Source organism: Photobacterium sp. (genome assembly GCF_033720175.1).
Lineage (GTDB): Bacteria > Pseudomonadota > Gammaproteobacteria > Enterobacterales > Vibrionaceae > Photobacterium.
Genome location: NZ_JAWWDA010000001.1, coordinates 340948 through 354061, shown reverse-complemented (window position 1 = coordinate 354061; position 13114 = coordinate 340948). Strand labels below are relative to the sequence as shown.

Genomic DNA, 13114 nt, shown 5'->3' with positions numbered 1-13114 from the left:
CAGATGCTAATTTGCATATATAGTTGTTCTATATCACAAATCAGCAACGGAAAATCAGAGTCTGGAAAACAATTAAAGAGGAGAAATCGACGCAATTACCTCTCCCGCTGTTTTCTCTTATGCACCATTATTGTTCGATAACCTTAATGCCACCGTCTTGCTGCGCCTGTTTTAACAGTGCTTGTCGTTGCACTTCTTTTTCTGATAACGCTGTTGGCTGTTCAGCCTCTGGTTCATCATTTTGTTGAGTGAAGTTGTGGATTTGAGTGAAAGTTAGCATTGGTAACGACTCTGTATTGTGTGTGCTATGCATAAAGAATGTCGTGAGGTGGTTAATAAATCATCATCCCTAGCTGTTTTTTTTAGGGATGAGTAGCAAGGCGTAGATCACACTCGTTCGGCGATCTGGCATTTTTGACTGCTCACCGACGGAAAAAGGGTTTATATATATTGCCGCCGCCATTGCACGATAAATTCGGCAATCTGTTGTGGCTGGTTTATATCCAGCACCGGTAACGGAATGTTCTTCGTCGGTTGGCTGTCTGTGGCAAACGCAATAATATGAGGGTCATTAGGGTAGAGCAGCGGTTTCCCATAAGCCGGGCGATGAATTTCAATCTTAGGAAAAGCGTTGTCGCGAAAACCTTCTACCAGCACTAAATCCAACCGGGTATGATCGAGTTGGTCCAGGCATTGCGTTAGCTCCGGCTCATCATGTTCTGGCTCTGGATACTCGAAGTAGAGCATATGGCGGGCCTTCGTTGCGAGTAGCGTTTGAGCGCAACCCGCATGACGCAGGCGATAGCTGTCTTTCCCTGGTACATCAGGATCGATGTTATGGTGGCTGTGTTTAACCAGACCGATACGCAGGCCATGCTGCTTTAATACGGGGATTAATTTTTCCAGTAAGGTGGTTTTTCCTGAACCACTGTAACCGGCAAAACCGATTATTGGCGTCATGTTTTTCTCGGGAATAAAAAGTATCCGGTGATCTTAAAGCAAATCAGCCTAAACGTCATGGTGTCACTCTCGTTGCCTGGCGTACTATCCGTCGAGGCGGTCAATTGTTACTCGTTAGTGGTATATACCGTCTAGAATTATTGTGTGGTTTACTGATTTTTCGTGGGGACTGCTGCAGTGAATGACCCTAATAGAAGAGAGTAAAGGTACGAATAATAAACGGGGTGAAAAGGACTGAGAGGTTAAATCGAGATTTATCAGTAAGAGATGAAAGACCGACAGGATGGTGTCTTTCATGAATTATCAACGGCATCAGGGAGAGTGCTATGTGGGCAACGCTGGATTTTGAAGCATCTGGATTATCGGATCAATCGTATCCGATTGAAGTGGGGTATTCCTTACCCGACGGCAGTGGTCACAGTCTGTTAATCAACCCGTTAACCGCCAGCGATGTTTGGCAGCATTGGGATAAGTATGCGGAACAAGAAATTCATCGAATTTCTCGTAAAGAGCTTGAGCTTAATGGCAATCAGGTCGTTGATGTTTGTCAGCACTTAAATATTGTTCTCGGCAAATTCGAATATGTTTTTTGCGACAGCCAATGGGATTTATTCTGGCTTGGTCGACTTTACCATTCAGCACATATGCGCCCCTCTTTTACGCTCACCGAAGTCGGTCATTGGCTAATGCAGGAGAATGGTATTGAGCGTGCTCGTTTCCAGCTGGCACTGGAAGAACAAGGGCCGGTCAAACACCGTGCAATGCATGATGCCGAGCAAATACGGCTGGCAATAACGCATTTGGTCGGCTGGTCAATCAGTTGAAAATCGTGCGTTACAGCTGACAGATAAATCGTTACAATTCAACTCACTATCTCTTTATGGATACAAGAGCGCTCCTTGCTAACTCAAACTGTACGTATAGCGTTGTTTAATATTTCGATGTCTGAACCGGTTGAAGGTCAGATCCTCACACAGACTTCTACCGCGGATAATGGCCGTTTTTCTAAACTTGCGGCTATTATTCAGCACGTTCGTCCCGATGTCTTACTGCTGTGCGAATTCGATCATCCCGGAAAAGGAGGGGATGACGGTGCATTAGCAAATTTTTGTCGCCTCTATCTGGCTGAACCCCAGCATCACCAGTCTGCAATTGAATATCCCTATCACTATGCACCGGCAAGTAATACCGGTTTATTAAGCCCATTTGACTTGAACGGTGATGGTAAGCTGACGTTACCGGATGACGGTCTCGGTTTTGGTGAACACCATGGCCATTTCGGATTCGTTATCCTGTCACGCTTCCCTATTCTTCAGCGGCAGATCCGAAGCTGGCAACAATTACTTTGGCAAGATATGCCGGGCCATTGCATGCCTGAGGGTTATTACAGTGAACAAGCCGCCGGAGTGCTGAGGTTATCGTCGAAAAATCATGTATTGATACCTATCGAGGTTGAACAGCAGGTTATTAATCTGCTTTGTTGTCACCCCACACCGCCGGTGTTTGATGGTGAAGAAAGACGTAATGCGCGCCGAAATCATGATGAATTACGCCTGATCACCGACATCATTAACCATGCTGGTTATCTGGTCGATGATCAGGGCCAGCAAGGTGGTTTATCTGATAAGGATAAGTTTGTGGTGATGGGCGATCTTAATGCTGACCTGATCGACGGTGATGGGATCAAAAAGTCCATTCGTGACTTGCTGTATCATCGCCGGATCAACCGTTCCGCCAGTGCGGGTAAACTAACCCCTAAGAGTTTAGGTGGGTATTTTCTTCAACCTCGTCAGGCTCGCACCGGCCGGAAAAATGAATGGACGCACCTCGATGGGCTGCGGCTTGATTATGTCCTGCCTTCAGAGAACCTATGTGTGAAGCAATCCGGTGTATTCTGGCCGGATAAAAAAGGTCCGCTACGTCATCTGATCACCGATGAGCGGGGTAGGGAAAGGGCGCAAGCGGGCTCTGATCATCGGCTGGTATGGGTAGATATTGATCTGACTCCGATGTAATTAGTTGTAAGTGTATATTCTGACCTATCTTTAGAGGGAATTCTCTTTTCTTTAAAGATAAGGAGCGGGTTATGCCTGGTAAACACAAAGAGTTGAGTGGTGAAGGGTTACGCGGGCAAAGTGCGGGTTCGACTGCACTTTGTACGGTAGGTAAAACCGGTACAGGTCTCACTTACCGTGGTTATGATATTACGGATTTAGCCGAACACGCTGAATTTGAAGAAGTGGCTTATCTGTTATTAAAAGGCAAGTTGCCAACCCGGACAGAGCTGGCTGCTTACAAAACCAGGTTGATCTCATTGCGGGGTTTACCCCTGGCATTAAAAAACACATTAGAGCAGATCCCGGCAGATGCCCATCCGATGGATGTGATGCGAACCGGCTGTTCGATGCTGGGTAATCTGGAGCAGGAACATGACTTCAGTGAGCAGCAGGATAAGGCCGACCGCTTGCTGGCGTTATTGCCTGCGATCCTCTGTTACTGGTATCGCTACAGCCATCATGGTGTGCGGATTGAAACTTATTGTGATCAGGATAGCCTCGGGGGCTATTTTTTAAAGATGCTGACCGGAAAGACGCCTTCTGATCTTCATATACAGGTCATGCAATGCTCACTGGTTCTGTATGCCGAGCATGAGTTTAATGCCTCAACCTTTTCGGCGCGAGTCTGCGCATCAACCTTGTCTGATCTTCATTCATGTATTGCAGCAGCAATTGGTACGTTGCGCGGACCCTTGCATGGGGGAGCTAACGAAGCGGCGATGGAGATGATCGAACGCTGGCAGACCCCGGATGAAGCTGAAGCCGGTATTTTACAGATGCTGGTAAATAATGAAAAAGTGATGGGTTTTGGCCATGCGGTGTATACCGAATTCGATCCTCGTAATGTACTGATCAAACGCTGGGCGAAGAAGCTGGCTGCAGAGGCGGATGATTCGGTGCTGTATGAGATGTCCGAGCGTATCGAGCAGGTAATGAAACGGGAAAAAGACCTGTTCTGTAATGTCGATTTCTTCCATGCCCCGGCGTATCACTTTATGGCGATCCCTACCAAGTTGTTTACCCCGATTTTCGTGATGAGTCGAGTGACAGGCTGGGCGGCACATGTGTTCGAACAGCGAGCGCATAACCGTATTATCAGGCCTAGTGCCGACTATATTGGGCCGGATCACCAAGACTGGCTGCCGATTGATGAGCGACACTGACAATATCGATTTTTTCGAGTCAGCAAGCAAAGCCGGGGAATGGATAACCATTCCTCAGGGACGGCTGTACTGGGCGCCACATTTCTTTTCAGCGCAACAGGCTGATGAGTATTTTCAGCATCTATCGAACGAACTGAACTGGCAACAACAATCGATTCGGATGTTTGGCCGTCAGGTCTTGCAGCCTCGTTTGCAGGCATGGTGCGGCGATGTTCAGTACACCTATTCGGGCCTAACTATGAAGCCGGAGCTGTGGACGCCTACCTTACTGGCAATCAAAGCGGCCTGTGAGCAGGCGGCTGGGGTGTCGTTTAATTCGGTACTGGCGAATCTCTATCGCCACGGACAAGATTACATGGGCTTCCATCAGGATAATGAAAAGGAGCTCGGTTATCAGCCCGTTATTGCGTCGGTCAGTTTCGGTGAACAGCGTCGTTTTGTTTTAAAACATATCGAGACCAAGCAGAAGATTGAATTTGTCCTGCACTCCGGTTCGCTATTGATCATGGCGGGTGAGACTCAAACCTGCTGGCTCCATTCCGTTCCCAAGACTCAGAAACCCATGCAACCGAGAATTAATCTGACCTTCCGCCAGATTATGCCAGTTGATATTACGGGTTAAGTAACCGTTTGTTCGTTATCACATCCGGTGTCTTGAGTATAATATTATCTGCTAGCGTATTTTTGCACACGGTGTTGGTATTGTCGCAGGCTTAATAGAATCTGTGCTATAGACAGGGAGTTGTATGAAATTATTAACGATAGGCCTGCCGCTTTTTATCTCTTTGCTGGTGGCTCCAGCTATTTCCAGTACAGAACCTGCATTTTCCACTCAAGAATTGGCTCTTGCCAGTATAGATCAACCAATCGTCACTCAGACGGAGAGCATATACCGATTTAAGCAAGATGCTCAGCTGATCCGCGATACCTATGAAGCGAAGCTATTTACGTTACCGGCGTTTAAGTCCGGCCATTACGGGCTGAGAATGTATCGTCAGACGCTGGATGATAAATATGAAGCGGCGGTATGGTCTGATATGGCACGGGTTGCCAGTCGGCTGAATATGTTTGCGACCGAAGTTTATACCCCGGAGCAGATCCAGGTTTATTCCAATAAGCGTATTGAAAGCTATCTGGATAAAACAAATGAGCGCAGCAAGTTGCGTTATGAAGCAACACAGCAAATGCCTGAATACCTGTACCTTGGTGTTGACTTGCTTGGTTCAATGGCGCGTGCCGATGAATATGGTCTGAAACATCGTGAAGATGACAAATTACACCAGGTGATCCGTCGTTATGATTTTGCCAAGTACGCAACGGATGAGGCGATGATAAAAGCTTGGGCGGCTCAGTTGGCTAATCAGGTGTACTGGTTGCGTCAGTTAGGCGAACAGGATGTGGTTGAGGAGTTTATTGCCGCATTCAGGAAAGCGTATCCGGACCGTGATGACAGCCAGCTGTCAGAACAGCAGTTTGGCAATAAAATTTATGGGCTTACCCATATTATTTTTGCCGCATCCGCGTATTACCAGCATCCAATTAACGAGCAGGATTTCCAGTGGGTATATGACTATTATCGCGACAATATTGATGCGATTATCGCCCGGGCGAAAGAAGATGTGATTGCCGAGGTGGGGATTAACTTCCTGCTGGCCGGGTTAGGTGATGATCCTGTTGTTCTGAAAGTGCAAAAGGTGATTCAACAAGCCTTGAATCGTGAGCATGGCCTGGTGCCATCGGTCAGTGGCGGGGTTGAGTTAAGGGATGGTGAACACCGCAATGTACTGGCAATTATGCTGCTTGACTGGAAAGGGCCGCATGTGGCCCCGACGATCACCAAGCAACCTGATATGTTTGACTCTGTGCCATATGGTTTAGTGCCAAAATAAAGTCATATAACGGCTGGTATTACATCTGCCGCTAAACGCAAGCAGAAAGGCGAAGTACGGCTTCGCCTTTTGTGTTTGTCTTCCGATGACCATGAAAATCGTTAATTCTCGTGGCACTTAGAAATATTTGCCTTTGATACTGCTGACCGTGAAGGTGCTGACCACCATATCGGGTGACCAGTAGGTCGCTTTTAAACCGGCTTTTACTTTCAGCTGACGGATGAAATCTTTCGGTTCGGGCAGCTTTTCCCATACCTGGGGTAAGAACAGGGCTTGTTTGTGATTTTGTGTCAGGATCACTCCGACCTTATGGTCAGCCAAATAATCGAGTAATTCCTGTTCTGAGTTAACCATCAGCCGTTCCGGATCAGAAAGGACTGACACTTCAATGGTGAGTTTGTCGAGTTGATCTTTTGTCAGTGGCATAAACCTGCGGTCCTGATAGGCACTGGCTCTTGCTTTGTTGTGTACTTCCAGTACCAGAGGAGAATGGGCCGCTATTGTACCGAGACAACCTTGCAGTTCACCATTAACTTCCAGGGTGACAAAACAGGCGGCAGGTTTTAATAATTTTTTACTGTATAAATCAAGCTGCGGAGCGTTTATTTCACCATTCGATAAATGTCCTCGGATGGCTTCACGAGCGATATCCAACAGTTGGGTTAGTTCCCCTTTACTTAATTTCTGATATGAGATAACTGACATATCCTACGACTCTCTCCTTATCTCCGGCGGTGTCACCGGAATTTTTTAGATCCATGCGTGTGAGTTGGTAGCCCCGTTTCTTTGCAAGTAATAGCAGTGCATTTATCCCGGTCGAGCCACAAGCCTGCTCGGGTGTTAATGACGATTGAAAATGTTCGATTAAAGAGCATGTGTGTTTATCGATGTGTTGTGCTTCTGAATAAGGGTGAAAATGGCTCAGATCGCTGCTGACAACCAGAAGGGTATTTTCCTGCTGCCACAAGTCGTCGATGAGATTGGCGACCGTGGCCGGCGAGACATTACCGGTTAACAACGGCAATAAAGTAAACTGATGCAGGCAGGTTTGCAAAAAAGGCAGTTGTACTTCAAGACAGTGTTCTAAGGCATGCGCCTGATCTGACATTTCCACATTTTCTTTTTTTTGTAGCTGTTCAATGGCTTGGGTGTCAATGGGGATATTGCCTAGCGGGGTGGCGAAATAGTGCGCAGAAGGTAGCGCGCAGCCCTGAAAATAAACGCGATGACTTGGCCCGACGAGTATGACTCTCTCGATCTTGTCTGCCAGGCTCTTCAGGTGGCGGTATGCCTGGGCGGCCGTTTCTCCGGAATATATATAACCGGCATGAGGCACGATAAGAGCACGTATCGAATAGTGTAAGGCAGGTTGAGGTTTGAGCCAGTTATCTAACTGACTTTGAAGATGTTGCGCGGATTTATCGTAGAAGCTACCTGCCACTGCCGGGTATCGAATATTCATAGAAATCACACGGTTATTTTCAACGGGACTATATTTAGTATAGGTAGTAAATTTATATTGTGAGTCGTTGAGATGCAATTAGCCCCCAGCTTTTTTAAAACCCAATACTGGCATCGCCTAGATGATGGCAGGGTCATGTGTGATCTTTGTCCCCGCCGCTGTCGATTGCGCGAAGGCAAACGTGGCGCCTGTTTTGTCAGGCAGGCACACGAGGGTGAGATCGTGCTGACCAGCTATGGTCGATCCAGCGGTTTTTGTATCGATCCTATTGAGAAGAAGCCGTTAAATCACTTTTATCCGGGTAGCTCGGTGTTATCGTTTGGTACTGCCGGTTGTAACCTCAGCTGCAAGTTCTGCCAGAACTGGGGGATCAGTAAATCGCGTAAGATTGATACCCTGGGCGAGCAGGCGATGCCTGAGCAGATTGCGCAATCTGCCAAACGTTATGGTTGTGACAGTATTGCGTTTACGTATAACGATCCGGTGATCTTTATGGAATATGCGGTGGATGCCGCACAGGCTTGCCATGAGCTCGGTATTCACAGTGTTGCCGTCAGTGCCGGGTATATCTGTGATGATCCAAGAATGGAATTTTTCCAGCATATGGATGCCGCGAATATTGACTTGAAGGCTTTTACTGAACGTTTCTACCATAAAATTTGTAGTGGGCATCTGGCTCCAGTACTCGATACTTTGCTGTATCTACGTCATGAGACTGAGGTGTGGTTTGAAATTACCACGCTGCTGATCCCTGGTGAAAATGACAGCTCGGCAGAGTTAGACGAGTTGACGCGTTGGGTGTACGACAATCTAGGGCCGGATATTCCGATCCACTTCAGTGCCTTCCATCCGGATTTTAAAATGCTCGATAAACCGAGAACACCGCCTGAAACCGTTCAGCGGGCGAGAGATATCGCGATGAAAAACGGGCTTAATTATGCCTATGTCGGTAATATTTATGATGAAGCGGGCGACAGTACGTATTGCCCGCAGTGTCATCATAAAGTCATATCCCGCGATTGGTATCAGATTGGTGAATATGCCCTGACAGATGATGGTCACTGCCAGCACTGCGGTTATCAGTTAGCCGGACGTTTTTCCGCCAGAGGTAAAGCCTTTGGCCGCCAGCGTATCCCGGTTAAGATCGGCTAGCGTAGTGTGAAAACCTACGGATCTGTTTTGCAGGGTTTTACTCGTCTTTCGATTTCCATTATCTTATTGCGATAACATCAATCAGCCTTATTGGAAAACCATGTCGAAAATTACCATTGAGCAGTTAGCGCAATACCAGAACCTGGTAATCACTCAGCCTCATTGTCCATTCTGCGTAAAAGCGAAAGCTATTCTGGATGATCGCGGTACCGAGTACACCACTTTGGTACTGGGAACGGATCTGGAAAAAACAGAGATGATTGCATTCATTGAACAGACCGTAAATGTCACGGTTCGTACCGTCCCTCAAATCATTATTGATGGTCAGTACATCGGTGGCCACGATGACTTGGTTGCTTTCCTTGAGCGTCAGGTTGATACCGCTGAACTGGGTGATTTCGAACTGTAAGTTTGATATTACTGATCTCCTTAATATCCGGGATCCAGCTCTGATCGTGTATGCCTTAGATTCCGTATAAGTTCGTTCCTCACTTTACGGAATGATCACGTTTTGAGACTGAACGGGTCAAAAACTTCTGTGATTAAGTATTAGGGGATATTTGTTTGTAAGAAGGCTCCTTCGGGAGCTTTTTTTGTTTTCTGTTTCTTGTGCATCGGCACTTGATCCAGATTAAGTTAACGAATTTTGTTACTCACAGATTGAGCTGAAAAGAGGTAAAATAAAGCCAACAATTTACACGATGATATAACGGTTGAATGCGTGATTGAGTTAGGGATAGGTATCGCGACAGTCGTTGTCGCCGGTCTTGCGATGATATGGCTGATGCATTTTCGCGCAGCAGAAAAGCGAAGAATCATTCCGGTAGTGATGAGCCTCTGTCTGGTCGCGGGTTCGGCGGGTTTTTACTGGCAGTTGGGCTCTTCGCAGTACCAAACAGAGCTTGTATCCAAAGTGGCTGACGATGAATTTGCCGGTATGAGCGCAAAGGAGATCAATCAACGTCGTATCGAAGAAATTCAACATAAGATCCGTGAAGATAAACAAAACAGCGAAGCCTGGTACGCATTGGGCAATGCCTATATGTATGTGAGCGAATTTGATAATGCTGCTGTTGCGTTCGGTTATTCAGCCCGTTTGGCAAAGCAACCTCAAGCCAATATTTTCTCAGCGCAAGCGACCGCTTTGTATTATGAAAATGGCCAGCAGGTAACGGAACAGATCCAGACACTTATTAAGCAAGCATTGACCTTGGATAAGGATAACTTACCCGCACTGATGCTGCTCGCTTCCGATTATTTCCTTAATGCCCGTTATCAGAAAGCCATTGATACCTGGCAACAAGCCTTAGACAGCGAGCGCTCTGATCTTGATCGGGTCGCGTTAATTTCATCGATTAACCGGGCGAAGAAGTTAGTTCGATAACGGCGAACACTAACAACTTAAAGCGGGATCTCTGTATACTGCTTGCAACAGTCTTAAGTAAAACTGCGTAGCGACAATTATGAAACTCAATTTTTCCGAATTAAACAAACAGACCAAGAAATCTTTTGGCGATCAGCGTGCGGTCATTAAGCGCGTAATGCAGGGTAAGACCGTGCTGTGTCCGGAATGTGGCCAGCCATTACATCTGGTTCCGCCTGAGACCAGCGATAAGCCGGGGATTGCCTGCGCCAAAGGGTGTACGGCCATTGAATTAGACTTTTCTTAATTTATTTGAAACAAAAAAAGCCAGCGTGATGCTGGCTTTTGTATTTCTGTGGTATCCGTCAAGTCTTAATAAGTCGCTTCACGCTCATTTGCTTGCTTATTCCACTCTGGAACAACGGTTTTCAAGAAGTCTTCCTTTTCAGCGTTGAGCTTATCCATATCCATACCAAGCGCTTGTTGTGCTTTAGCTTTGGTTGAAATGTCAGGAAGCTGAATTTCTGCCGTAATGCCTTTGGTTGCCAGCAGACGAACCACTTTCGTACGGGCATCAGCCGCTTTATCAAGTGCGGTACCAAGAATACGTAATGCAACTTCAGGCGCATGCATGTGAACGCCATGAGAAGCGATAGCGTAATCCCAGCGCCACTGAGCATGACGGATATCCATCTGGATTGGCTTCATCTCTTCTTCCGTCGCACCGGCATCCCAGGCTGCTTTTGCTTCAAAGTGAGCGGCAACAATTTGCTTCTCAGCTCTTAGCTTCATTTCTGTTACGCTTGCCTTGCGTTCCGCGACAATGTCTTGCATGGTTTTCTTGTCTTGGGTGTGGCATTGGGCACAGGTGTCTTCAAAGCGATCAAAAGGATTACCGACTTTGTGATCGGTAAACACGGTACCGTCTTCGTTTTGTACCTTAGGCATATGGCAATCAATACAAGTGACATTGTTTTTACCATGAATGCCGTCACGCCATGTTTCATAACCCGGGTGCTGTGCTTTCAGCATCGGTGTTTTAGAAACGGCATGAGTCCAGTCTTTGAAACCAAGCTCATCATAATAAACTTCCATTTCATCAACGGTGGTACCTTTGTCCCATGGGAACTTCACGGATTTATTTGGCCCGGTGAAGTAGTACTCGACGTGGCATTGGCCGCAGACTTGCGCTTGCTGATCGAAGCGAGACTGATCTTCAAACTTTTTACCGATGGTTTCCATCGCACGCGCTGCATAAGGGCGTGATAGCTGAAGTGCCGGCTGACCCTCAGCAAACTCTTTGCTTCCGCTATTGTGACAGTCTGAGCAACCAATAGCATTGTTGATTTCAGCGCCCAGGCGAGCCCATTTGCCTTCGAAGTAACCGTCTTCACCTCGTTCGTCAATTACACGAGCCACATCCGGGCTCTTACAGCTCCAGCAAGCCATAACCATTGGGCCAGATTTTTCATCTTTCGGACCGCCGGTACGCAGGGTTTGACGTACATCCGTCACTGCATAGAAGTGGCCACGAGCTTTATTGTAGTCTTTAGAAAAACCATAGCCCGCCCAGAGAACCACCATATTGGGATCTTCCTCTAGCCCGTCTTCAATCTGCTCGCTTTCTTTTGTTGCTTCCCAGGTTTTATATTGATCTCCATGGGTCTTCGCAAATTGTTCGTTGCGAGGCTCAAAGCGCATTGTTTCTTTCTGCTCCGCGGTTGCGGTCTGTTCAGAAGTCGCCAACGCATTAGTCGATAAGCACAACGCTGACAAGATAGCTGCCACTGCGACAGTATTTCGCGTCCATTTCTTACTCACGATTTGTCACTCCAGTTTTCTAATTATTAAATAAGCCAAGCGTTGTGAATGCGGCTAATTAAGCAAGAAGAATTGAAGTTCGGCTAAATAGTATCAAAAAATAAATTGGCATTCATAATTATTAATGTTCTGTTGCTTTGGATTAATCAAAAATGTGATGTCAAAAATGACGAAAATCAATAACCACACCTACCCCTTAAGGGCTATTGTGGGTGTTGATGGCACAAATACCCCTTAAGGGGTATTTACAAATCAGCATAATATGGATGTTTGTTTTCTGGTATAACCTTTACATTCAATGGCTTGCGATGAGATTTTCTTGATCTTAATCATAAAATGTTCATTTCTGATGCTACTTTAGAGGTAATTGTAGTCCGTCTCAATTTTTCATTATTTTAAATATTATTTAATATGCCTGTTGAGCGTTGTGGCTAATCAATCAAGTAAATAAGAATTAATTTCAACTGTGATCAAAGTTCACTTTTTAGTTTTCGCTCCTGGAATAGATAACCGCCGGGATGGAATTGCTCTAGAGGGAAATGACTTCGCAGGCTCTTTATATACAAAATTTAAATATAAGCACCGATTGCAATTTGTCGTATAAGTTTTGCAATTACGGAAGATGAAAAGGTGAATAATGGGCAATTGTAAAGTGGCCATTAATACGATGCTTACATTCTTTGTAGCGATCTGTATTTTTGGTTTTTCCATGAATGTTGCCGCCGACTCTGACACGCAGGAAGCCACAGTCGCTGATCCTGTTGTGATAAATCAAGGGTCCGGTCAACATGTTGTCAAATTTATAAGGGATCGAGATTACGCCTGTACACAATGCCACAAAGATGAAAAAGACGTACTGAGAGGGGCACATGCTGACGCCGTTCATGCGCAAACGAACCGAGACGTCACTTGTGTTGATTGCCACAGTAAAGTGGGCAAGAACCACCGTGATGGTGCGGTTGAGGTGACCAAGTTTGCCCTGGCACAGTCAGTGGCAGGTTCTGAGAAGCCTGCAGCTGATCCGGCGTGGATCAAACAGCAGAATAATACCTGTGTTAACTGCCACGAACCGAAAGATCTGAGCGAGGCTAACTGGACGCATGATGTGCATGCGCTGGATTTATCGTGTGCGTCTTGCCATACCATGCATCCAAGTGCCGATCCGATGAAAGGTATTGAACGAAAGTCGAAAATTAAGATGTGCGTCGACTGTCACTCAGACCTGAAAAAAGAGAAGTAGGAGGTGA

15 protein-coding genes are annotated in these 13114 nt (G+C 46.4%); 10 read left to right on the top strand and 5 right to left on the bottom strand.

The features are described from left to right. Nucleotides 1-127 precede the first annotated feature (127 nt). Together R3289_RS01530 and mobB are read right to left on the bottom strand one after the other, a co-directional pair. Nucleotides 128-280, bottom strand: coding sequence for a hypothetical protein (locus R3289_RS01530; protein WP_318923589.1), 153 nt, complete (start codon nt 278-280; stop codon nt 128-130). Nucleotides 281-441: 161 nt separating this feature from the next. Continuing rightward, a complete protein-coding gene (mobB, locus tag R3289_RS01525; protein ID WP_318923588.1) occupies nt 442-960 on the bottom strand; it encodes a molybdopterin-guanine dinucleotide biosynthesis protein B in 519 nt (172 codons plus the stop codon). A 326-nt stretch (nt 961-1286) separates the two neighbouring features. On the opposite strand from mobB, the gene R3289_RS01520 reads away from it, so the two are divergent. The 5 genes from R3289_RS01520 to R3289_RS01500 all read left to right on the top strand — a co-directional run bounded on the left by R3289_RS01520 (nt 1287) and on the right by R3289_RS01500 (nt 6069). Then, the gene (locus tag R3289_RS01520; protein WP_318923587.1) at nt 1287-1784 is read left to right on the top strand and encodes a hypothetical protein; all 498 of its coding nucleotides are present in this window, start codon (nt 1287-1289) and stop codon (nt 1782-1784) included. A 117-nt stretch (nt 1785-1901) separates the two neighbouring features. Beyond that, nucleotides 1902-2975: an endonuclease/exonuclease/phosphatase family protein gene (locus R3289_RS01515; RefSeq protein WP_318923929.1), complete on the top strand. Its 1074-nt coding sequence runs from the start codon at nt 1902-1904 to the stop codon at nt 2973-2975. 71 nt (nt 2976-3046) lie between these two features. Then, the gene (gene prpC, locus R3289_RS01510; RefSeq protein WP_318923586.1) at nt 3047-4180 is read left to right on the top strand and encodes a 2-methylcitrate synthase; all 1134 of its coding nucleotides are present in this window, start codon (nt 3047-3049) and stop codon (nt 4178-4180) included. Beyond that, nucleotides 4167-4802, top strand: coding sequence for an alpha-ketoglutarate-dependent dioxygenase AlkB (locus tag R3289_RS01505; RefSeq protein ID WP_318923585.1), 636 nt, complete (start codon nt 4167-4169; stop codon nt 4800-4802). The genes prpC and R3289_RS01505 overlap by 14 nt, the downstream gene beginning before the upstream one ends. Before the next feature lie 124 nt (nt 4803-4926). After that, complete coding sequence (locus tag R3289_RS01500) at nt 4927-6069, top strand: DUF3541 domain-containing protein (RefSeq protein ID WP_318923584.1); 1143 nt, start codon at nt 4927-4929, stop codon at nt 6067-6069. A gap of 117 nt (nt 6070-6186) precedes the next feature. On the opposite strand, the gene amrA is transcribed toward R3289_RS01500, so the two are convergent. Both amrA and amrB read right to left on the bottom strand, forming a co-directional pair. Beyond that, entirely contained in the window at nt 6187-6774 is a 588-nt protein-coding gene (gene amrA, locus R3289_RS01495; protein ID WP_318923583.1) for an AmmeMemoRadiSam system protein A, read from the bottom strand. Next, nucleotides 6743-7531, bottom strand: a complete 789-nt coding sequence (amrB, locus tag R3289_RS01490; RefSeq protein WP_318923582.1) for an AmmeMemoRadiSam system protein B — start codon at nt 7529-7531, stop codon at nt 6743-6745. Before amrB ends, amrA begins: the two co-directional genes overlap by 32 nt. A 72-nt stretch (nt 7532-7603) precedes the next feature. On the opposite strand from amrB, the gene amrS reads away from it, so the two are divergent. The 4 genes from amrS (at nt 7604) to R3289_RS01470 (ending at nt 10353) form a co-directional block, all read left to right on the top strand. Beyond that, nucleotides 7604-8683 (top strand): AmmeMemoRadiSam system radical SAM enzyme, encoded by a 1080-nt coding sequence (gene amrS / locus R3289_RS01485; protein ID WP_318923581.1) that lies wholly within the window; start codon nt 7604-7606, stop codon nt 8681-8683. A gap of 100 nt (nt 8684-8783) precedes the next feature. Next, nucleotides 8784-9092 carry a glutaredoxin domain-containing protein gene (locus R3289_RS01480; RefSeq protein ID WP_318923580.1) on the top strand — a complete coding sequence of 103 codons (309 nt, stop codon included), beginning with the start codon at nt 8784-8786 and terminating at the stop codon, nt 9090-9092. A gap of 312 nt (nt 9093-9404) precedes the next feature. Beyond that, complete coding sequence (locus R3289_RS01475; protein ID WP_318923579.1) at nt 9405-10067, top strand: nitrite reductase; 663 nt, start codon at nt 9405-9407, stop codon at nt 10065-10067. A gap of 79 nt (nt 10068-10146) precedes the next feature. Then, nucleotides 10147-10353 (top strand): hypothetical protein, encoded by a 207-nt coding sequence (locus R3289_RS01470; protein ID WP_318923578.1) that lies wholly within the window; start codon nt 10147-10149, stop codon nt 10351-10353. Nucleotides 10354-10418: 65 nt separating this feature from the next. Here the strand turns inward: R3289_RS01470 and nrfA are convergent, their stop codons facing one another. Continuing rightward, nucleotides 10419-11867 (bottom strand): ammonia-forming nitrite reductase cytochrome c552 subunit, encoded by a 1449-nt coding sequence (gene nrfA / locus R3289_RS01465; RefSeq protein ID WP_318923577.1) that lies wholly within the window; start codon nt 11865-11867, stop codon nt 10419-10421. Between the two features lie 637 nt (nt 11868-12504). Here nrfA and nrfB point away from each other — a divergent pair. Continuing rightward, the gene (gene nrfB / locus R3289_RS01460) at nt 12505-13107 is read left to right on the top strand and encodes a cytochrome c nitrite reductase pentaheme subunit (RefSeq protein ID WP_318923576.1); all 603 of its coding nucleotides are present in this window, start codon (nt 12505-12507) and stop codon (nt 13105-13107) included. The last annotated feature ends 7 nt before the right edge of the window (nt 13108-13114 follow it).